General features: G+C 72.1%; 17 protein-coding genes and 1 pseudogene. 8 read left to right on the top strand and 10 right to left on the bottom strand.

Translation table 11 applies throughout. The features are described from left to right. The first annotated feature begins 4 nt into the window (after positions 1 to 4). Positions 5 to 1435 carry a GH1 family beta-glucosidase gene (locus ACZ4N5_RS14955; protein ID WP_467757504.1) on the top strand — a complete coding sequence of 477 codons (1431 nt, stop codon included), beginning with the start codon at positions 5 to 7 and terminating at the stop codon, positions 1433 to 1435. A gap of 175 nt (positions 1436 to 1610) precedes the next feature. On the opposite strand, the gene ACZ4N5_RS14950 is transcribed toward ACZ4N5_RS14955, so the two are convergent. From ACZ4N5_RS14950 to ACZ4N5_RS14940, 3 genes are all read right to left on the bottom strand, one after another. Next, positions 1611 to 2354 carry a helix-turn-helix transcriptional regulator gene (locus ACZ4N5_RS14950; RefSeq protein WP_467757503.1) on the bottom strand — a complete coding sequence of 248 codons (744 nt, stop codon included), beginning with the start codon at positions 2352 to 2354 and terminating at the stop codon, positions 1611 to 1613. 10 nt (positions 2355 to 2364) lie between these two features. Then, a complete protein-coding gene (locus ACZ4N5_RS14945) occupies positions 2365 to 3300 on the bottom strand; it encodes an alpha/beta hydrolase (RefSeq protein ID WP_467757502.1) in 936 nt (311 codons plus the stop codon). 195 nt (positions 3301 to 3495) lie between these two features. After that, positions 3496 to 4329: a TetR/AcrR family transcriptional regulator gene (locus ACZ4N5_RS14940; protein ID WP_467757501.1), complete on the bottom strand. Its 834-nt coding sequence runs from the start codon at positions 4327 to 4329 to the stop codon at positions 3496 to 3498. A 140-nt stretch (positions 4330 to 4469) separates the two neighbouring features. Here ACZ4N5_RS14940 and ACZ4N5_RS14935 point away from each other — a divergent pair, with 140 nt between their 5' ends. Continuing rightward, positions 4470 to 6689 carry an MMPL family transporter gene (locus tag ACZ4N5_RS14935; protein ID WP_467757500.1) on the top strand — a complete coding sequence of 740 codons (2220 nt, stop codon included), beginning with the start codon at positions 4470 to 4472 and terminating at the stop codon, positions 6687 to 6689. On the opposite strand, the gene ACZ4N5_RS14930 is transcribed toward ACZ4N5_RS14935, so the two are convergent. Next, a complete protein-coding gene (locus ACZ4N5_RS14930; RefSeq protein ID WP_467757499.1) occupies positions 6672 to 7097 on the bottom strand; it encodes an ATP-binding protein in 426 nt (141 codons plus the stop codon). The two genes, ACZ4N5_RS14935 and ACZ4N5_RS14930, sit on opposite strands and share 18 nt — an antisense overlap. 236 nt (positions 7098 to 7333) lie before the next feature. On the opposite strand from ACZ4N5_RS14930, the gene ACZ4N5_RS14925 reads away from it, so the two are divergent. Together ACZ4N5_RS14925 and ACZ4N5_RS14920 are read left to right on the top strand one after the other, a co-directional pair. Then, positions 7334 to 8215: a helix-turn-helix domain-containing protein gene (locus tag ACZ4N5_RS14925; RefSeq protein WP_467757498.1), complete on the top strand. Its 882-nt coding sequence runs from the start codon at positions 7334 to 7336 to the stop codon at positions 8213 to 8215. Positions 8216 to 8227: 12 nt separating this feature from the next. Continuing rightward, on the top strand, positions 8228 to 8431 hold the full coding sequence (locus ACZ4N5_RS14920; protein ID WP_467757497.1) for a DUF397 domain-containing protein: 204 nt from the start codon (positions 8228 to 8230) through the stop codon (positions 8429 to 8431). Between the two features lie 138 nt (positions 8432 to 8569). Here ACZ4N5_RS14920 and ACZ4N5_RS14915 read toward each other — a convergent pair whose 3' ends face one another. The 3 genes from ACZ4N5_RS14915 to ACZ4N5_RS14905 form a co-directional block, all read right to left on the bottom strand. Further along, positions 8570 to 10057 (bottom strand): glycoside hydrolase family 18 protein, encoded by a 1488-nt coding sequence (locus tag ACZ4N5_RS14915; RefSeq protein ID WP_467757496.1) that lies wholly within the window; start codon positions 10055 to 10057, stop codon positions 8570 to 8572. 202 nt (positions 10058 to 10259) lie between these two features. Next, complete coding sequence (locus ACZ4N5_RS14910; protein ID WP_467757495.1) at positions 10260 to 11636, bottom strand: sensor histidine kinase; 1377 nt, start codon at positions 11634 to 11636, stop codon at positions 10260 to 10262. Continuing rightward, positions 11633 to 12337, bottom strand: coding sequence for a response regulator transcription factor (locus ACZ4N5_RS14905; RefSeq protein ID WP_261703598.1), 705 nt, complete (start codon positions 12335 to 12337; stop codon positions 11633 to 11635). The genes ACZ4N5_RS14910 and ACZ4N5_RS14905 overlap by 4 nt, the downstream gene beginning before the upstream one ends. Positions 12338 to 12493: 156 nt before the next feature. Between ACZ4N5_RS14905 and ACZ4N5_RS14900 the strand changes: the two genes are divergently transcribed. After that, a complete protein-coding gene (locus ACZ4N5_RS14900) occupies positions 12494 to 13036 on the top strand; it encodes a hypothetical protein (protein WP_467757494.1) in 543 nt (180 codons plus the stop codon). Between the two features lie 106 nt (positions 13037 to 13142). Here the strand turns inward: ACZ4N5_RS14900 and ACZ4N5_RS14895 are convergent, their stop codons facing one another. Both ACZ4N5_RS14895 and ACZ4N5_RS14890 read right to left on the bottom strand, forming a co-directional pair. Beyond that, positions 13143 to 14048, bottom strand: a complete 906-nt coding sequence (locus ACZ4N5_RS14895; protein WP_467757493.1) for a spermidine synthase — start codon at positions 14046 to 14048, stop codon at positions 13143 to 13145. A 292-nt stretch (positions 14049 to 14340) separates the two neighbouring features. Then, positions 14341 to 14778, bottom strand: coding sequence for a hypothetical protein (locus tag ACZ4N5_RS14890; RefSeq protein ID WP_467757492.1), 438 nt, complete (start codon positions 14776 to 14778; stop codon positions 14341 to 14343). Positions 14779 to 15077: 299 nt separating this feature from the next. Here ACZ4N5_RS14890 and ACZ4N5_RS14885 point away from each other — a divergent pair, with 299 nt between their 5' ends. After that, positions 15078 to 16664 carry a hypothetical protein gene (locus ACZ4N5_RS14885; protein WP_467757491.1) on the top strand — a complete coding sequence of 529 codons (1587 nt, stop codon included), beginning with the start codon at positions 15078 to 15080 and terminating at the stop codon, positions 16662 to 16664. 19 nt (positions 16665 to 16683) lie between these two features. Here the strand turns inward: ACZ4N5_RS14885 and ACZ4N5_RS14880 are convergent, their stop codons facing one another. Beyond that, on the bottom strand, positions 16684 to 17280 hold the full coding sequence (locus tag ACZ4N5_RS14880) for a histidine phosphatase family protein (protein WP_467757490.1): 597 nt from the start codon (positions 17278 to 17280) through the stop codon (positions 16684 to 16686). Between the two features lie 266 nt (positions 17281 to 17546). Here ACZ4N5_RS14880 and ACZ4N5_RS14875 point away from each other — a divergent pair, with 266 nt between their 5' ends. Together ACZ4N5_RS14875 and ACZ4N5_RS14870 are read left to right on the top strand one after the other, a co-directional pair. Then, entirely contained in the window at positions 17547 to 18548 is a 1002-nt protein-coding gene (locus tag ACZ4N5_RS14875; protein ID WP_467757489.1) for a phosphatase PAP2 family protein, read from the top strand. Continuing rightward, positions 18499 to 19611 (top strand): annotated as a pseudogene (locus tag ACZ4N5_RS14870) (hypothetical protein); the annotation flags it as partial. The gene ACZ4N5_RS14875 and the pseudogene ACZ4N5_RS14870, both read left to right, overlap by 50 nt. Positions 19612 to 19783: the final 172 nt, after the last annotated feature.

Here is a 19783-nt window from a genome sequence, read left to right as displayed (position 1 = left end):
TTCCATGCCTGAGTCCGTAACGCCCGTGACTTTCCCTCCGGCCTTCCTCTGGGGCGCGGCGACCTCCGCGTACCAGATCGAAGGGGCGGTACGGGAGGACGGCCGCACGCCCTCGATCTGGGACACCTTCAGCCATACGCCTGGCAAGACGGCCGGTGGCGAGCACGGTGACATCGCTGTCGACCACTACCACCGCTACCGCGACGACGTGGCCCTGATGGCGGACCTCGGACTGGGCGCGTACCGCTTCTCGGTCTCCTGGTCGCGGGTGCAGCCGACCGGCCGGGGCCCCGCGGTCCAGCGCGGCCTGGACTTCTACCGGCGTCTGGTGGACGAGCTGCTGGCGCACGGCATCAAGCCGGCCGTCACCCTCTACCACTGGGACCTGCCGCAGGAGCTGGAGGACGCGGGCGGCTGGCCCGAGCGCGAGACGGCGCTGCGTTTCGCCGAGTACGCGCAGATCGTGGGCGAGGCGCTGGGCGACCGCGTGGAGCAGTGGATCACGCTGAACGAGCCCTGGTGCAGCGCCTTCCTGGGGTACGGCTCCGGGGTGCACGCCCCCGGCCGGACGGACCCGGCGGCGGCGCTGCGCGCGGCCCACCATCTGAACCTGGCGCACGGGCTCGGCACTTCGGCGCTCCGTTCCGTGATGCCGGCCCGCAATTCGGTCGCGGTGAGCCTCAACTCCTCCGTGGTCAGGCCGGTTTCGCAGGATCCGGCGGACCTGGACGCGGTCCAGCGCATCGACGACCTGGCCAACGGCGTCTTCCACGGCCCGATGCTGCACGGTGCCTACCCTCAGACCTTGCTCACGGCGACGCGGTCGATCACCGACTGGTCGTTCGTCCAGGACGGCGATCTCGCGGCGATCCACCAGCCGTTGGACGCGCTCGGCCTCAACTACTACACACCGACGCTGGTTTCGGCGTCCGCCGCTCCCGCGGACGGTCCGCGCGCGGACGGCCACGGCGCCAGTTCGCACTCCCCCTGGCCGGGCGCGGACGACGTCGCGTTCCACCAGACCCCGGGCGAGCGCACGGAGATGGGCTGGACGATCGACCCGACGGGCCTGCACGACCTGATCATGCGGTACACCCGTGCGGCGCCGGGCCTGCCCCTGTACGTGACGGAGAACGGCGCGGCCTACGACGACAAGCCGGACCCGGACGGCCGCGTCCACGACCCCGAGCGCATCGCCTACCTCAACGGCCACCTGTCCGCCGTGCACCGCGCGATCGCCGACGGCGCGGACGTCCGCGGCTACTACCTCTGGTCCCTCATGGACAACTTCGAGTGGGCCTACGGCTACGGCAAGCGCTTCGGCGCGGTCTACGTCGACTACGCGACCCAGATCCGCACCCCGAAGTCGAGCGCCCACTGGTACAGCCGGGCGGCCCGCACGGGAACGCTGGCGCCGGTGACGCCCGCCGAGTAGGCCATCGCCGGGGCCACGGGGTCCGGGGGCCACGGGGGACGGGGCGCGACACCCGAGGGGGGTGCCGCGCCCCGGCACGTTCGACCGCGTTCCCCCACCGCACGGACCTCGCCCACGCGATCCCTCTCGGCCCCGGGCGATCCGAACGACACCCCTGGTGCGGTGACGGGACGGTTCACCGGGGCGGTGCCTTCCGTTTCCTGGGCGGGTGCGCGAGCGAGGCCAGCGCGGTGGGCCGCACCGCGCCCGCCGCGGCCGAGCCGAGCAGCAGCCGGGTCAGATCATGGGGCTGCGCCTGCTCATCGGCTGGAGCCGCCGCGGTGATGCGGTCGAGCCGGAAGCCCCGGCCGGCCTGTCGCGTGCGACACCAGGCGATGAGGTACCACCGGCCGTCGACGGTCAGCAGTCCGGCCGGCTCCACCACTCGGTCGCTCTCGCGTCCTGCCGCGTCGATGTAGGACAGCCGCAGGACCGAGTTCGTGGTGAGTGCCTGCTCCACTGCGGCGCGGACCGTGGAGTCGGTCGGGGTGGACAGTGTGACGATCCGTTCGGCGAGTTCCTGCGCCGCCGCCGAGGCGGGACCGGTCATCGAAGCCGCGATCTTCTGGGCCGCCGTGCGGGCCGCACCGGCGTACGGGGCGGAGGCGTCCGCCGCGGCGAGCGCGACGGCCAGTGCCGAGGCTTCGGCGGCGGTGAAACGGATCGGGGGCAGGGTCATCTCCGGGTCGATCGACCAGCCACCGCCCCGCCCGGAGGTGGCGCGTACCGGGACACCGGCCTCCATCAGCGCCTGGAGGTCACGCTGCACCGTGCGGGCGTTCACCTCGAATCGCGCGGCGAGCGCGGCGACCGTCAGCGGCCTGGGCGCCGCCGCACGCAACTCTTCCACCAGCGCATAGAGCCGAGCAGTGCGGTTCACGCTGCCGACGCTACCCTCCCGCGGTGGACAGGAAGTCCCGCTCGCGCCGCAGTTCCCGCTCGGTGATGGTCAGTGGGAACAGGGTGAAGCCGTGCATCGCGCCGGCGACGACACCGAGCTGCACAGGCGCACCCGCCGCCTGCCAGCGTTGGGCCAGGAACAGCGAGTCGTCCAGGAGCGGATCCTCGGTGCCGACGACGATTCGGGCGGGCGGCAGGCCTGCCAGGTCGGCGAACAGCGGTGAGACTTCGGGATCGCGGCGCTGTTCCGTCCCCATTCCCGGTGTGAACAGCTCATAACTGCCGCGCAGCGTTTCGGTGTTGCTCAGCAGCCGCTTCGATCCGAACAATCGCTGGCTCGGTGTCATCGACAGGTCATAGGGGCCGAAAAGCAGGTGGGCCGCCCGGAACGCGCCGGTGATGCCGTGCCGGTCGCGAAGGCGCAGCAGTGTCACGACACTCAGGTGGGCACCGGCCGACTCGCCACCGATCAGGAGCCGTTGAGTACCGAACTCGGCGGCGGCGTGGTCCACCAGCCATCGGGCGGCCGCTTCACAGTCGTCGGGCCCGGCCGGGAACGGATGTTCCGGCGCGAGGCGGTACTCCACGCCGACCACGGCCAACCGCGCCTGCTCGGCGAGCCGCCACAGCCTCTCGTCCTGCCCGTCCGCGGAGCCGAACGCCCAGCCGCCTCCGTGTATGTGCAGGTACACGCCGTCGATGTGGTCGGGTACGAACACGCGGACCTTCACCCCGCCCGCAATGACGCGGTCCTGGCCCTGCGGCAGTCTCACTGGTGGCGTGTCGCCGGCGAGCCGGTTGCGCCGCAGGGCGGCCAGCAGGGTTGCGTCCGGCACCCCTTCGCGCGCCGGGCGGCTCGCGGCGGCGGCGAAGCACTCGTTGAACTTCAGGGTCTCGGCGAGGCAGTCCTCGTCTGTGATCGTCATGCTGTCGACAGTCGCAGCCGTCCGCGACAACGTCCTGTCACCTTTTCCTGGTGAGCTGAGTCACAGACCTGCCGCATCGCCTGTCGCACCACCCGGCCCCGCTGTCCGTACGAGCACGCATCACACCCGGTACGAGCACGCATCACACCCGGCCGGTGGCGGCGCCCGGCTGTCGGTCACCCCCTGGGACAGGTTCTAGCGGATGAGCCCCGCGACGATCGTGGTCAGGGTTCGTTCCACCACCGCGTCGCGCTGGTCCGGCGGCAGGAGGGCCAGTGGGCCGTCGAGGATGAGCAGGGACAGGCCGTGCACGGTCGCCCAGGCGGCCGCCTCGGCGGCGGGACGGTTCTCCTGCCGCATCCGGCCCGTCGCGACCAGGGCGTCGAGGGTGTCGCAGAGTTCCCTGAACGCGGCGAACTCGGCCCCCGTGTCGGGCACTCCGAGGCCGGTGAAGTCGTGCTCCGCCGCCGCCGCGGTGCGGCAGAAGGCGGCGCGGTAGAGGCCGGGGTGCTCGATCGCGAAGCGGACGTAGCCGCGCCCGACGGCCTCGGTCCTGCGCACCGCCGCCTCGCCCGGGTCGTCGGATGCGGGCAGGGCGCGTACGGCCGCTTTCATCGAGGCGGCGAGCGCCTGCTGGCCGTAGCTCTTCACCTCCTCCAGCAGTTCCCCCTGGCCCTCGAAGTGGCGGTAGGCGGCGGTGGGTGACACGCCGACGCTGCGGGCGGCCTCCCGCAGCACGACCCGCTCGGGGCCACCCTCCTTCGCGAGTTCGACCGCGGCCTCGATCAGGGCGTTGCGGAGATCGCCGTGGTGGTACCGCGACTTGCCGCCACCGGGCCGCGTGGGGGCACCCGCCTTCCGCCGGCCGTCCGCACCGGAGCCTTCGTCGGCACCCGGGCCGGCATCCGCACCCGGGGCGCCCGTCCCACCCGTACGGGAGCCGCCGTCGACTCCCGCGCCGGGGCCGGTGTCGCCCTCGGCCCTCGCGTCACCGCCGGTGTCCGCTCTGCCGCCCGTGATCGATTCCATGACTCCATCCTGCCCGAATCGGTGGTTCCACCCGCACCCCCGTTCCGACCCCCGCCGCGCCTCTCCCTTTTGAAGTTGACGCCGTTAACATCCTATGCCATCGTCGATGTTAACGGCGTAAACATTCGGAGGCGATCACCGTGTTCAATCGCATCGCGCAGCTGGCCCTCCATCGGAGCCGACTTCTGCTCGCCCTCGCCGCGGTGGCCGTGGTCGCCATGGCCGCCGTCGGACTCGGGGCGTTCGGCAAGCTCCAGAGCGGCGGCTTCGAGGATCCGAGCGCACCCTCGGCCCGCGCGCAGGCCCTCATCGACCAGAAGTTCGGCGGCGAGAGCAACCTCGTCCTGCTCGCCCGGTCCGACGACGGCGGGGCCATCGGTTCCCCGGCCGCCGACCGCGCCGGGCGCGACCTGACCTCCCGGCTCAAGAACGAGCCCGCCCTGTCGAACGTGATCTCGTACTGGGACACCGGCGCCTCCGCGCTGGCCTCCCGGGACGGCAGGCAGGCCCTCGTACTGGCCCACGTCAAGGGCGACGACACCCAGCAGGGCGACAACGCCTCGGCGGTCATCGGCCGGTACACCGGCGACCGGAACGGGCTGACCGTGCGGGCCGGCGGCGAGGCAGCGGTCGGCGACGAGGTACCCACCCAGGTCGCCAAGGATCTGGCGGTGGCCGAGGCCATCGCCGTACCGCTGATCCTCGTCCTGCTGGTGATCGCCTTCGGCAGTGTCGTGGCGGCCATGCTGCCGCTGGCCATCGGGCTGATCGCGATCGTCGGCACCTTCGCCGAGCTCTACGTGCTGGGCAGCCTCACCAGCGTCTCGGTGTTCTCGATCAACCTCACCACCGCGCTGGGCCTGGGCCTCGGCATCGACTACGCGCTGCTCATGATCAGCCGCTTCCGCGAACACCTCGCGGAGGGCGCCGAGGTCCCGGACGCCCTGCGGCACACGGTCCGCACCGCCGGACGCACCATCGCCTTCTCCGCCGCGACCGTCGCCGCCGCGCTCGCCGCGCTGCTGGTATTCCCGCAGTTCTTCCTGCGCTCCTTCGCCTACGCGGGCATCGGCGTGGTGGCCATCGCCGCCCTGAGCGCGCTGCTGGTCATGCCGGCCCTGCTCGCCCTGCTGGGCCACCGCGTCAACAAGGGCCGTCTGCCCTGGGCGAAGACCGTGCGCAGCGCCGAGGCCCCGCTCTGGGCGAGGCTGTCCCGCACGGTGATGCGCAGGCCCGCCCTGACCGCGCTCCCGGTCCTGGCCGTCCTGCTGCTCGCGGCCTCCCCACTGCTCGGCGTCGTCTTCGGCACACCCGACGAACGGGTCCTGCCCGAGAGCGCGCAGAGCCGGCAGGTCGCCACCGCCGTGCAGCACGACTTCACCGGCAGCGACGAGTCGGCGGTGCAGATCGTGACGACGGGTCCGGTGTCACGCGGCGAACTCAGCACGTACGCGACCACGCTGTCGCGGCTCGACGGCGCGGCCCGGGTCGAGACCTCCGCCGGCACCTACACCGACGGCCGTTCCGGTCCGCCCGGACCGGCCGCCGCCTCGCTCGGCCGCCCCGACGCCCAGCGGATCAGCGTCGTCACGGGCCTCACCCCCAAATCGGACGAGGCCCAGGACCTGGTCAAAGCCGTACGGGCCGTCGACGCGCCCGGCGGGACCGAGGCGCTGGTCGGCGGCACGGACGCCCGGCTGGTCGACTCCAAGTCCTCGATCGCGGACCGGCTCCCGGCCGCCATCGGCCTGGTCGCCGGCAGCACCTTCCTGATCCTGTTCCTCTTCACCGGCAGCGTGGTCCAGCCCCTGCGGGCCCTGGTCCTGAACGCCGTCAGCCTCACCGCGGCCATCGGTGTCATGGTGTGGATCTTCCAGGACGGCCATCTGTCCTCCCTGCTCGGCTTCACGCCACAGCCGATGGACACCTCGATGACCGTGCTGATGTTCTGCATCGCCTTCGGTCTGTCCATGGACTACGAGGTGTTCGTGACCAGCCGTATCAAGGAGCTCCACGACGCGGGAGCCGACACCGAGACCGCGGTCACCAGCGGGCTCTCGCACACCGGCCGGATCGTGACCATGGCCGCCGGGCTGCTCGCGGTGAGTTTCTTCGCCTTCGGCACGGCGCACGTCAGCTTCATCCAGATGTTCGGCCTCGGCAGCGGTCTGGCGATCCTGATCGACGCGGTGGCCGTACGGGGAGTGCTCGTCCCGGCCGCCATGCGGCTGCTGGGCCGCGCCGCCTGGTGGGCCCCGAAGCCGCTGCGCGCGGTGCACGGACGGCTCGGCCTCAGCGAGGGCCCGTCTCCCGAGGAGACGTCCGCCCCCGCCCCCGGACGGTCACCCGCGGAGGTCTGACCGGCCCAGCTCGAACCAGGTCGCCTTGCCCCGCCCCGGCCCATGCCCGCACACGCCCCAGGCGTCGGCACCGTTCGAGATGAGCTGCATCCCCCGGCCTCCCTCTTCATCGGGGCCGGGGGTACGGCAGTCGGGAAGACCCGGAGCCTCGTCGTGGACGAGGACACGGAGGCGGCGTGGGCCGGCCCAGCCGGCGCGCAGCGTCACCGGCGCCGAACAGCCCCGGCCGGTACACGCGTTGACGGCGTTGGTGACCGCCTCGGAGGTCAGGAGCACCGCGATGTCGGTGAGTTCGGGCCGGTGGGACGCGGTGAGGAGGGTGCGGACCGTCTCCCGGGCGGTGCGCACCCAGACGGGGTGGGGCGGAAAGACGAGGGAGACGTCGGTGGGGCGTCGGTGATCCTCCATCGGAGGGGGCTCCTTCGGGTTGCGCGCCGCGGTGACCAGGCCCTTGGTCCTCAACTCCGTTGAGATCGGGGGTACTTCCTCGGGCGCGGAGGCGAGGTGGATCGCCTCGACGGTAGGGAAATGTTTTCCTCCGGCGCAAGCGTCTCCCCCTTATGTCACCCACGCGGGTGACGTGCCGACGCGTCGGCGACTCGCAGGCGTCGAGATCGGCAGACTGCTCCGCGAGGAGGTCGGCCATGGCACCCAGGAGCAACCCGAGCGAGCGCCAGCGCAGGCTCGGTGCGGAGCTGCGCAAACTGCGCGTCCGCGCCGGGCTCTCCGGCGAGCGCGCGGCGGCCATCCTCGACGCCGACCGTGCCCGCATCAGCAATATCGAGACCGGACGCATCGATGTCTCGCGCAACCGCCTGCACAAGGTTCTCCAGGAGTACGGCTGCCCGGCCGGTCCCTACTTCGACGCGCTGATGGCGATGTCCCAGGAGAACGGCAAGGGGTGGTGGGACGAGTTCAACGACACCATCGGACCGGCGGCCCGGGACCTGGCGGAACTGGAATCCCTGTCGACGGTGCTGCGGACGCACGAACCGCTCGTGATCCCCGGAATGCTCCAGACCGAGGAATACGCCCGCGCGGTGCTGGAAGCCACCGAGAGAGACCGTCGACGCGCCCACCGCTACGCGGAGTTCCGCCTGGCCCGGCAGCGCGTGCTCACCGGCGGGTCCCCGGTCACGTACCGGGCCGTGGTTCACGAAGCCGCGCTGCACACGCACGTGGGGGGCTCGGCGGTCATGCGGCGGCAACTGCTGCGGCTCATGGAGATATCGCGGCTGCCCAACGTGGCCGTACAGGTGTACCCGTTCCAGGCGGGGATCTACGCGGCCCACACCCAGTCGTTCGTCCTCTACGGAAGCGCCGCGCCCGAACTGGAGACGGTCTACCTGGAGCACCCGACGAACTCCCTCTTCCTCCGGGATGCGAACCATCTCGATGAGTACACAAAAATGTTCGAGCGGCTGTCGGAGCTGGCGCTGGCGCCGGTCGACCCCGAGTCGGCCCCGGAATCGCACGCGTCACGCGACTCCCTGAGCCTGATCCAGCACGTCATGTACGCCCTGTGAAAGGAACCCCCCATGCCCCGACTCGTCTGGCAGAAGTCCTCGTTCAGCACGGGCGGCGAAGGCAACTGTGTGGAACTGGCGGCGGCGGTGTCCGGTCACATCCACCTCCGCGAGAGCGACCAGCCCTGTGACGTCGCCACCTCCACGCCGCACGCGCTGGCCGGTCTGCTCCGCGCGCTCAAGGACGACCCCTGGGGGCCGCATCGGAGACAGTGAGGAAGAGAAAGGGCCTGGGCCGCGTCCGGAAGATCACCGGACACGGCCCAGGCTCTTTTCGCGAACCGACTACGACGCCCCGGCCGGGTGGGGGGTGGAGAAGTCCGGCCGGGGCGCGCAACCCCCGTTTCGCAGTGGCTACTTGAGAGCCGCGAACGCCTTCGAGAAGGCGCCGTCGCTCTGGAGGATGGAGCTGCAGACCGCGTCGGCGGAGTTCTTGGCACCGCCGGCGCACTGCTTGTCACGGGCGGCGGACCACATGGAGAGCCAGCCGATGCCCTTGGCCTGCGCGAAGGTCACCAGCTGCGAGGCGTCGTCGACCTTGAAGATCTCCGAGGCGACGTCGTTGACGCCGATCATCGGGGTGATGGCGACGGTCTTCCACGCGGCGCTGTCGGAGAGGCCGAGGACGCTCTTGATCTGCGCCTGGGTGGCCGTGGCGGCCTGCTGGGCAAGGTCGCCCATGTCACCGCTGAACGCCGGGCCGTAGTCCATCGCCATGATGTTCACGGTGTTGATCTTCACGCCGTTGGACTTGGCGTCGGAGAGGAGGTTCACGCCGTCCTGGGTGAGGCCCTGGGGCAGGACCGGCAGGGTGAAGGAGACGTCCAGGCCCGGGTGCTGCTGCTGGAGCTTGGCGATTGCCTTCGCACGGTTCGTGTTCGCGGTCGCGTTGGGCAGCGCGCCGCCCTCGACGTCGAAGTCGACCTTCGTGAGCTTGTAGGCATCCACGGCCTTGCCGTACGCCGCCGCCAGCGCGTCCGCCGAGGAGCAGGTCGTGGCCAGCTCCGAGCCGGAGGCTCCGCCGAAGGAGACCCGGACGTCGCCGCCCTTGGCGCGCAGCGCGCCGATCTGCGCCGCCACCGCGTCGCTCGCGAGGTCGCTCACGCCGCCCCACTTCGGCGTACAGCCGCCGCCGTCGGTGATGAACGCGAGGTTGTAGTTCTTCACGCCGGTGGCGTCGGCCGCCTTGACCAGGTCGAAGGCCGGGTAGAGGGAGGTGTCGACGTAGGGCGCGAAGCCCGCCGACGTCGTGGTGCCGCCGCCCGAGGTCTGCGTGGGGGTCGGGGTGGCCGTGGCGGTGGCGGTCGCCGTCGGCTTCGGGATCGCGCTCTGCGTCGCGCTCGCGGTCGCGGTGGGCGTGGCCGTCGGGGTCGCGGTCTGCGTCGGACGGCCGCTCGGCTCCGGCGTCGCGCCGTCGTCCACCGAGCACTTGGTGCCGTCGATGACACAGCCCGTCGGGTTCGCGGTGCCGTTCACGACGAAGCCGACGGTGACGGACTCGCCGGCCGCCAGACCGTCCTTGTCCCAGGACGGCGGCTTCACGGTGACGTGCTGCCCGCTCACCGTCGACGTGGCGTCCCACAGCGAGCTGAGCTTGGAGCCCGAGGGCAGGTCGAACTCCAGCGTCCAGTCCGGCTTCGCCTGACCCGTGTCGTTGGAGACGACGTACTGCGCGGTGTACCCCGTGGACCACTCGCTGGTCCTGGTGTACGCGGCGCCGACGCTCGCCGCGTTCGCGATACCGGTGAACAGGAAGGCGCCACCACCGGCCACGGCCGCCGCGACGATGCCGCCTATCGCCTTGTTCCTGCCACTGACTTTGCGCCGGTGCGTACTGCTCATCGCGTGTGCCTGCCTTCGCGGATTCACGGGGTTCGCTGGGGACGTCCCAGGGGGTGCGGGCATCACGCTAGCCATCGCGAATCGGTCAAACCGCTTGATCCGGACGCAGGTCGGGGATCTTAGGGCGCGCTTAAGGAAGGCATCGGGAGCCGTTAAAGGTCGAGACCAATGTGGGCGGTTTGGCGCGTCCCGCGGGCGTGGCTCAGCGCACGCCCGCACCGCGCCTGCGGCGCCGTACCCTGCCCCGGTGCCCGCTCCGGACCGGCGCTCTCCCGTCCAGCTGGATCCAGATACGCACCTCGGTTCCGCCGAGCACGGAGGAACCGATCCGTACGTCCCCGCCCGTCGACTCCGCGAGCCGACGCACGATGTCGAGGCCGAGGCCGGTCGACCCGTCGTTGCCCGAGCCCCGTCCGCGTGCCATCGCCGCCACCGGATCCACTATTCCCGCGCCCGCGTCCGACACCAGCATGATCACGGCGTCCTCGGCGTTGTGCACATCGACCGCGAAGGCCGTGCCCTCGGGGGTGTGGCGGAAGACATTGCCGAGGAGGGCGTCGAGCGCGGCGGCCAGGTCGGCGCGCGCCACGGGTATGCGGACCGGCCGGTCCACTCCGGCCACCCGCACCTTGCGGCCCTCGTCCTCGGCGAGCGCCGACCAGAAGTCCATGCGCTCCCGGACGACTTCGGACGCGTCGCACCCGGCACCGATGCCGATCGCCGCGGTCTGCGGCTTGGCCTCCCGGGCCGTCCGGATGATCGTGTCGACCTCACGCTCCAACTGCTCGACGGCGGCCCGGGTCTGCTCGGCGGCCGGCCCGTCGCCGAGCGAGGCGGTGTTGAGGCGGAGCACGGTCAGCGGTGTACGCAGCCGGTGCGAGAGGTCGGCGGCGAGCTCCCGTTCGTTGGCGAGCAGTTGGACGACCTGGTCGGCCATGGAGTTGAAGGCCACGGCGGCCAGCCGCAGTTCGGTCGGTCCCTCCTCGGGAACACGGGAGCCCAGCTTCCCCTCGCCCAGCTCGTGCGCGCTCTCGGCGAGGCGCTGCGCGGGCTGCACCATTCGCACGCCCAGCCGGTCGGCGACCGCGACGGAGCCGATGATGAGGGCGACACCGACCGCGGCGAGGACCGCCCAGGCCGTACCCACGCCGTTGCTGACCTCGGCCTCGGGGACGTACACCTCGATGACCGCGATCTCGCCGGAGCTGAGCGCGATGGGCTGGAGCAGCGTGGATCCGCCGGGCACTTCCGTGGTGGAGGCCCGGCCCAGCCGCCGGGTCATGGCGATGTCCTTGCCGTCGGCGCGCTGCTTGCCGATCTCGACCGCCGGCTTGCCGTCGGCGGCGGGGATGTGCACGACTATCCCGGCGTCCGAGCCTGCCGAGGCGACGACGCGCTCCAGCTCGTCCCGTTCGGTGGTGATGGAGAGCGCGGGCGCGATGGCGGCGGCCTGCCGCTCGGCGTTCGAGAACGCCCGGTCCCGCGCCATCTCCTTGATCACCAGGCCCAGCGGGACCGCGAAGGCGACCACGACCATCGTCGTCACCGCCACGCACACCTTGACCAGTGCCCACCTCATAGCGGCCGCTCCACTCTCGGCGGCTCCAGCTTCACGCCGACGCCCCGCAGGGTGTGCAGATAACGCGGACGCGCCGCCGTCTCCCCCAACTTCCTTCGCAGCCACGACAGATGGACGTCGATGGTCTGGTCGTCGCCATAGGCCTGCTGCCACACCTCGGCGAGCAGTTCCTTGCGCGGCACGACGACTCCGGGGCGCCCGGCCAGGAACGCGAGCAGGTCGAACTCGCGCCGGGTGAGGTCGAGTCGTACGCCGTCCAGTTCCGCCTGGCGGCGCAGCGGGTCGATGGCGAGCCCGCCGACGCGGATGACCGTCGACACGGGCGCGTCACCCACGGTGGTGCGCGAGCGGCGCAGCACAGCGGCCATCCGCGCCGACAGGTGCTCGACCGAGAACGGCTTTGTCAGATAGTCGTCCGCGCCGGCGTTCAGCAGTCGGACGATCTCCGTCTCGTCGTCCCGCGCGGTGGCGATGATCACCGGGACGTCGGTGATTCCGCGCAACATCTTCAGGGCCTCGGACCCGTCCAGATCGGGCAGTCCGAGGTCGAGAATCACGACGTCGAAGGAGAAATGGGCGACCTCGCGCAGCGCCTCCAGGGCGGTGCCGACGCTGCGCACGATGTGTGCGGCCTCGGTCAGATGCCGGATGAGGGCCGAGCGTACGAACTGGTCGTCCTCGACAACGAGCACACTTGCCATGGGCGGCACCGTACGCCATCCGGGCGATGCCGTCCGGTGCCTGTGGACAACCCTTGTTGGGCGCCTGTGGACAATCCCGGCCCGCCCTCCGGGGACATTCCGGATCTTGGCAGGGCCGTGAGACACCCGTGGTGCTCGTGGTGCAGTATGGCCGCGATGCGCAGAGGACTCGTACACGTACTCGCGTGGTCGCTCGCCACGGGCGCGGCGGTCACGCTGTCGTGGTGGGGTGTCCACACCGTCATGACGGGCACGGCGTACGACCCTCCGCGGGCCCTGCCCATCACGGCGGTCGGTGCGACGACGCGGGAGACGACTCCGTTGGCGTCCTCGACGCGGCGGCCCGAGCCGTCCAAGGGCGCGCCGAACCTGCCGTCCACGAGCCCGAAGCCGAGCGCGGCACCCTCGAAGTCCGCACCGGCGAGCGGTGGTCCGTCACCCACCTCCCCTGCCTCGACGGCCTCCCCGACCTCCTCCGGACAGGTCAAGAGCTACGACTCCGACGGCGGTCGGGTGGTCTTCGACATCACGGCCACGTACGGGACGCTGGTGTCCGCGACGCCGAACACCGGCTGGTCGATGCAGGTGTGGAAGACGGACACGTGGATCCGCGTGGAGTTCAGCTCGGGCGCCGACCGGGTGTCGGTGTTCTGCGACTGGCACGACGGGCCGCCGCATGTGGACATCGGGACGTACTGACCCGACGGACACGGCGAGCGGGCGCACGCACGCGGCCGGAGCAGGCAGGACCGGGCCGGCGGGCGTACGTGCCCGAGCGGCGGACGCAGGGTGTGTTGACGCCGGATCAGCGGAAGACGGACGGCGGCGGCGCCGGTGACGCGACCGCCACCGCGTCCGTGACCGGGGACGCGCCGCCCGTGAAGTCCATGAGCTCCTTGCCGTGTTCGACCCGGGCGGGATGCGGGTCGGAAGCGGCGCGGCGGGTCAGTTCGGCGACCGGCAGCGGCCGTCCCGAGGCGACGAGGACGGCGTTCCCGAAGCGTTTGCCGCGCAGCACCGTCGGGTCGGCGACGAGGGCGAGTTCGGGGAAGACGGAGGCCACGGTGGCGATCTGGCCCCGGAGGTGGGCGAGCGGGGGGCCGTCGGCGAGGTTCGCGGCATAGACCCCGGAGTCCTTCACCGTCCGGCGGACGTCCATGACGAACTCGACGGACGTCAGGTGTGCCGGGGTGCGCGCGCCGCTGAACACGTCCGCGATGACCAGGTCCGCCCATCCGTCAGGGATCTTGGCGAGACCTTCCCGGGCGTCCGTGGAACGCACCCTGATCCGGGCGTTCGGATCCAACGGCAGCTCGCGGCGCACCAGTCGGACGAGGGCCGCGTCGCGTTCGACGACCTGTTGGGTGGACCGGGGGCGGGTCGCGGCCGTGTAGCGGGCCAGGCTGAGGGCGCCGCCGCCGAGGTGCACGACCTGCACGGGCTTGCCGGGCGGGGCGACGAGGTCGATGACATGCCCGAGGCGGCGCTGGTACTCGAAGCTCAGAAAGGCGGGGTCGTCGAGATCGACGTGGGACTGCGGGGCGCCGTCGATGAGCAGGGTCCAGGCGCGCGCCCGGTCACGGTCGGGCAGCAGCTCGGCGAGCCCGCCGTCCACGGCCTCCACGACCGCCTCGGCCGCCGCCTGCCCGCGCCGCCCGCCCCGCCCCGTGTCGCGGCCGTCGTCCGCCCGCTGATTCCTCGCCCTTGCCATCCCGCCATTATCGGGGCCCGGCGACGCCTCGGCTCAGCGACCGGTCCCCGGGGTGCCCGGACCGGCGCCGGGACAGCTCACGGATGCCGTCACCGGCGTGCACGAAGGAGGATCGCCAGGGCTCACGGGTGCGGTCCGCGGGGTGCCCCGGACCGGCGGTGGCAGAATTCCGGCGCCGTCTCCGAGGCGCCCCGGCCGGCGTCCGCAGGGCTCGCGGGAGCTGTCCCGGGTCCACTGACCGGCCGCGCACGGGCCTCGGGGAGCGGCGGTCACCGGTCACGGCCCGGCGGGCTCACCGGCAGCCGTCCGCCGCCTCGATCAGCCGCGCGGCCTCGCCCAGCGCGGCCCGCAGCACCGCCGGGTCGGTCGCGAGATCCGCCTCGCCGGGCGGGAGGAGCCAGTCCGAGCCCTCGACCGGGGGCTCGGGGGCCTGCCGCAGGCCGCGGCCGTTGGTCTGCGTACAGGTGCTGCCGGGCACGTCCCAGGCGTCAGCGGTGCCGGGCGGCACGAGGAAGCCGAGGGTGTCGCAGCCGCCATCGTGCAGGACGGGACCTACGTAGTCGGCCGCGACCCGGCGCAGGATGTCGACCGCCTCCAGCCCCTGGCGGGCCGGCACGGTCACCAAGTCGCACTCGGTGGGCGGCCGCAGCGGAACACCGCACTCCGGGGACGGCCTGTGCTGCGCGGTCGACGGCGGTGTACGGAACTCGGTGCTCTGCGTGATCTGCATCCCGGCCTCCAACGGAACCCCTCCTCATGACGAGTGGGTCGGGAGTTCGGGCGGCTCCCGGTCCACCCGGTTCAACGCGCCAGGACGTCAACGGCTACGGCGAAACTCCGCCACAAAGGATGGCAGTTCATGGCAGATCGTGGATGAGATATCCGTTTTGTAGCCAAACCCAGCGTGGCGGCGTTGTCACAACAGGTACGTTCTTGCCCCGCCGGAAGCAGGGCACCTACTGGGCACAACCCGGTCAACTCGGCCCGGATTCCGGCATGGTTCGACGGTTCGCAAGAGAGGGCCCGGCCATGGCGTCGTCAACGGTGACCTCGTCCCCGTCCCCCCGGCCACCACGGCCGAATCTCGCCTTCCGGCGGTTGCGCGGCCAGCGCTCCCCGGGCGAGTTCGCCGCGGCGGTGCGGAGGGCCGCGCGCGAGATCGGCGAGCGGGTCAGCTGCGACGCGCGCTACATCGGGCGCGTCGAGGCGGGCGAGATCCGCTGTCCCAACTACGCGTACGAGCGGGTGTTCCTGCACATGTTCCCCGGCCGCACGTTGACCGACCTCGGTTTCACTCCCCGCTCATGGGTTCGCGGACGCGGGGCGCGCGACATGGACGAGGCACCCCCCACGCACACCACCAACCGCTCGCACGCCCCATATGAGACGGACGGGGCGCACGAGCCGTATGAGATGCCGGGTCCGCACCACCCCGGGGCCCCGCGCACCGCGCACCACCCGCACGATCCGTACGACCCCCACGATCCGTACGACCCCCACGATCCGTACGACCCCCATGACCCGTACGACCCGCACCACTCGTACGACCCGTACGACCCGTACGAGAAACGCGATCAGAACCACGAGGAGAGCGACGTGCAGCGTCGCGCATTCATGACCGGAGGCACCGCCACCGCGGCGGCGGCCTCACTCGGACCCTTCGCGGGCGCCTTCGGCGGCAGCGCCGCGGCGGCCGAACGGCGCGTCCACCGGGCGGGCACGTCCGAGGCCGGCGCCCTCGAAGAGGCCGTCCGCAAGATCCGGCTGCTCGACGACCGGCACGGGGCCGACGGCCTCTACCGGCGCGCCGCGACTCCCCTGCGTACGGCGTACGCGCTGCTGGACGCCGGCACCACCCGGCAGGCCACCGCGGACCGGCTGTACTCCGGCGCCGGTGAACTGGCCATCTCGGTGGGCTGGTTGGCACACGACTCGGGACGCTTCGACGACGCGCGCTCGCACTACGCGGAGGCCCTCGCGACCGCCCGGATGGCGGGCGACCCGGGCCTCGAGGCGCACGCCTTCTGCAACACGGCGTTCCTCGCACGCGACGCGGGGCGCCCACGTGAGGCCGTGCGCGCTGCCCAGGCGGCCCAGCGCGCCGCCCGCCCCCTGCGCTCCCCCCGCCTGCTCTCCCTGCTCGCGCTGCGCGAGGCGGGCGGCTGGGCCGGGCTCGCCGACCGCAAGGGATGCGAACAGGCGATGGCGCGCGCCCAGGCCCTCTACGAGCGGGGCCCCTCGGAGACCGACCCCGAGTGGATGACCTTCTACGGAGAGGCCGAACTGGAGGGTCTCGAAGCGCAGTGCTGGTCGACGCTGGGCGACTGGCCCCGGGCGGCCCGCCACGCACGCCGCGCCGCCCACCTCCAGGACCCGCACTTCACCCGCAACATCGCCCTCTACACCGCCGAACTCGCCGACGACCTGGCCCGCGGCGGCCGCCCCGACGAGGCCGCCCTCGCCGGTCTGCGCGTCCTGGACCTGCTGAACGAAGTCCAGTCCTCCCGCATCCAGACCATGCTGGCGGGAACGGCCCGCGTGCTGCTCCCGCACCGCAGGGCCTCGGGCGTCTCCACGTTCCTCGACCGCCACGCGAACCTGCCGCGCACGGCGTGAGGGCCGTCGCGGGTACCGGTCAGGCGCTCAGGTGTCCGCAGTCGTTCCACACCTCGACGGCGGGCTCCCCGTAGGCCCAGCCGAGCACCGAAAGAGAGGTCGGGTTGAGGCGGATACGGGCCGCGAAGTCCAGCGGAAGGCCCAGCCAGCGGGCGCCTATGGAACGCAGGATGTGGCCGTGGGCGAAGATCAGCAGATCACGGTCCTCGGAGCGGGCCCGTGAGACGACCTCGTCCGCGCGCGCGGTGACCTGCTCCAGGGTCTCCCCCTCAGGGACGCCGTCGCGCCAGATGAACCAGCCGGGCCGGATGCCCTGGATCTCCGCCGGGGTCATGCCCTCGTAGGCGCCGTAGTCCCATTCCATGAGCACGTCCCAGGTACTCGCGCGCTCCCCGAAACCGGCGAGGTCGCACGTCTCGTGCGCGCGCGTGAGCGGGCTGGTGCGCACCTCGACACCGGGGAGCCCGTCGAAGGGCGCCCGGTGGAGCCGCTCGCCCAGCAGTTTGGCACCGCGCCGGCCCTCTTCCAGGAGCGGGATGTCGGTCCTGCCGGTGTGCTTTCCGGACAGCGACCATTCGGTCTGTCCGTGCCGGGCCAGCAGGATGCGCGGTGCCATTGAGAAGAGCCTTTCCGGAACGGGCGGCACGAGTGAGAGATGGCTCACTCGATGACGACTTGAGGAGTGGGTGATTCCATCATCGCTCACCACTGGTCCGGGCAACCCGGGGGGCGATCTCCGCGTCTTTGAGATCCGGGGCGCCCCTTCGGGGCATTCGCGTACACCGTAAAATCCCGGCGTGGCCACGGACCGTCGTCAGCGGACAGCGGACTGTCGGGTCACCACAAGCAGATGGGCACGAGCAGATGGGGGAGGGCGATCGGATGCCGCAGACCGATGCACCGCGTACCGAAGCGGCACCGCGCACCCGGTCGCGCCGGTGGACCGAGCCGCGCACGTCCGCGGCGGATCGGGCACGGCTCCGGTGGTGGACCGAGGTCCCGCTGATCCTGCTCGTGTACGCGTCGTACACGGCCGGCCGGCTGCTCGCCCGGGGCGACACCGACGGCGCCGTCGGCCACGGCCTGTCGATCCTGCGGATCGAGAAGTTGCTTCACCTCAACGCCGAACATCCGCTGAACCGGCTGTTCACGCGTGAGGCCTGGCTGGGCGTGCCCGCCGACTTCTGGTACGCGTCGCTGCACTACCTGGTGACGCCCGCGATCCTGATCTGGCTCTTCCGCTCCCGGACCGTGCGCTACCGCGCCGCTCGGACCTGGCTGATGACCTCCACGTTCATCGGCCTGATCGGCTTCACCCTGCTGCCGACCTGTCCGCCCCGGCTGCTGTCGCCCGGCCACGGCTTCGTCGACACGATGGCCCAGTACAGCTCCTACGGCTGGTGGGGCGGCGAGGCGAGTGCGCCGCGCGGTATGGGCGGGATGACGAACCAGTACGCGGCGATGCCGAGCCTGCACGTGGGCTGGGCGCTGTGGTGCGGAGTGATGCTGTGGCGCCACGGCCGTACGCCCGCGGCCAAGGTCGCCGCTGTCGTCTACCCGCTGTTCACCACGATCGTCGTGATGGGCACGGCCAACCACTACTTCCTGGACGCCGTCGCCGGCGTCGCGGTGATGGGGGCCGGCCTGCTCCTGACCCCGTTCGTGATGCGGGCGGCGAACCGTCTGCGGACGCTGCTGGAGGGCCGCGTCCCGTGGGTCGCGGGTGCCTCGCGGGGCGAGGGTTCCACGATTGTCAGTGCGGGGTGCCAGACTTCCACGGGTGAACGAATTCCCCGACAGCGCGAGTCCCGAACCGGGCCGGGAGCCGAGCAGGGTGCCTCTCCCACGGACGCGGGGGACAGCGCTGCGACAGCAGCTCGCTGAGCTGCGCGGTCCGGACGTCGCACCGAAGGCGCTCGACGCGCGCGCCCTCGCGGCGCTCGCGGCCAACCCCGGGTGCGACCGCCGCGCCCTGCTGGACGGGGCGGGCGTGGACAAGGCGAAGCTGGCGAGTGCGCTCGGCGCGCCGTCCGCGTTCGGTATGTCGCAGTTCGCCTTCATGCGGGGCAACGCGTTCGAAGCGCGGGTCAAGGCCGACGGCGGCGCCGAGCTGCTGCGGCTGGTGCACGAGAAGCTGGACCCCGGCGCCGAGCCGCCCGGCGCCGGTGCCGTGCCCGACCTGAGCGCGATCGGCCCCGAGGGGCGGGCCGCGCGTACGGCGCTGGCGCTGCGCGAGGCCACCGAGGCCGGCGTCTGGACCCTGCTCGACCACCCCATGCTCGCCCTCGACGTCGCGGGCTCCGCCGCCTTCCTGGAGCCGGACGCCGTGGTCGTGCACCCCGACGGCGGCTGGACGGTCGTCGAGATCAAGTCGTTCCCGATGCTGGACGGTTCGGCCGACCCGGCCAAGGTGGGCGCCGCCGCCCGGCAGTCCGCGGTGTACGTGCTGGCCCTGGAGGAGGTCGCCGCCCGCCTCGATCCCGCCCCCGAGGTCCGCCACCGCGTCCTGCTGGTCTGCCCGAAGGACTTCTCCAACCTCCCGGCCGCCTCGGCCGTCGACGTCCGCAAGCAGCGCGCGGTCACCCGCCGCCAGCTCGCCCGGCTCACCCGCGTCGAGGACATCGCGGCCGCCCTCCCCGAGGGCAGCTGCTTCTCCCCCGCCCTTCCGGCGGAGGAGCTGATCACGGCCGTCGAGGCGGTCCCCGCGACCTACGCCCCCGAGTGCCTGTCCGCCTGCGAACTGGCCTTCCACTGCCGGGCCCGCGCACGCGCCGAGGGCGCGGTGACGTCGCTCGGCCGCTCGCTGCGCGCGGAGCTGGGCGGTCTGACGAGCGTCCCGGACGTGCTGGCGGCGGCACACGGGAGGGCGGGCGACCCCGAGGACCCCGCCGTCGCGGCCCTCCGGAGAGCGGCACTGCTCCGAGCGGAGGCCCTGCGCGGCACGGCGTCGGAGACCCACGCCCGAGCCAGGGAGGCCCGGGTGCCGGTCGTAGCGGCGTCGCGAGCCCGCGTACCGGAAGACCTCGCGCCCGCAGTTCCCGCACCCGGAACCCCGGTACCGGAAACCCACGCACCCGGAGCGCCTCTCCCAGGAAACCCCGGCCCCGGAGTTCCCACGT

Source organism: Streptomyces sp. NPDC026500 (assembly GCF_055567635.1).
The sequence above is the reverse complement of the archived record's forward strand: the minus strand, read 5'-3'. Positions and strand labels throughout refer to the sequence as shown.

Coding starts and splice junctions, on each gene's coding strand:
- ACZ4N5_RS14945 (WP_467757502.1), bottom strand. CDS start 3,300: ATGACGATCACAGACGAGGACTGCCTCGCCGAGACCCTGAAGTTCAAC.
- ACZ4N5_RS14930 (WP_467757499.1), bottom strand. CDS start 7,097: ATGGAGGATCACCGACGCCCCACCGACGTCTCCCTCGTCTTTCCGCCC.
- ACZ4N5_RS14940 (WP_467757501.1), bottom strand. CDS start 4,329: ATGGAATCGATCACGGGCGGCAGAGCGGACACCGGCGGTGACGCGAGG.
- ACZ4N5_RS14890 (WP_467757492.1), bottom strand. CDS start 14,778: ATGCAGATCACGCAGAGCACCGAGTTCCGTACACCGCCGTCGACCGCG.
- ACZ4N5_RS14885 (WP_467757491.1), top strand. CDS start 15,078: ATGGCGTCGTCAACGGTGACCTCGTCCCCGTCCCCCCGGCCACCACGG.
- ACZ4N5_RS14915 (WP_467757496.1), bottom strand. CDS start 10,057: ATGAGCAGTACGCACCGGCGCAAAGTCAGTGGCAGGAACAAGGCGATA.
- ACZ4N5_RS14880 (WP_467757490.1), bottom strand. CDS start 17,280: ATGGCACCGCGCATCCTGCTGGCCCGGCACGGACAGACCGAATGGTCG.
- ACZ4N5_RS14910 (WP_467757495.1), bottom strand. CDS start 11,636: ATGAGGTGGGCACTGGTCAAGGTGTGCGTGGCGGTGACGACGATGGTC.
- ACZ4N5_RS14875 (WP_467757489.1), top strand. CDS start 17,547: ATGCCGCAGACCGATGCACCGCGTACCGAAGCGGCACCGCGCACCCGG.
- ACZ4N5_RS14900 (WP_467757494.1), top strand. CDS start 12,494: ATGCGCAGAGGACTCGTACACGTACTCGCGTGGTCGCTCGCCACGGGC.
- ACZ4N5_RS14925 (WP_467757498.1), top strand. CDS start 7,334: ATGGCACCCAGGAGCAACCCGAGCGAGCGCCAGCGCAGGCTCGGTGCG.
- ACZ4N5_RS14895 (WP_467757493.1), bottom strand. CDS start 14,048: ATGGCAAGGGCGAGGAATCAGCGGGCGGACGACGGCCGCGACACGGGG.
- ACZ4N5_RS14955 (WP_467757504.1), top strand. CDS start 5: ATGCCTGAGTCCGTAACGCCCGTGACTTTCCCTCCGGCCTTCCTCTGG.
- ACZ4N5_RS14920 (WP_467757497.1), top strand. CDS start 8,228: ATGCCCCGACTCGTCTGGCAGAAGTCCTCGTTCAGCACGGGCGGCGAA.
- ACZ4N5_RS14905 (WP_261703598.1), bottom strand. CDS start 12,337: ATGGCAAGTGTGCTCGTTGTCGAGGACGACCAGTTCGTACGCTCGGCC.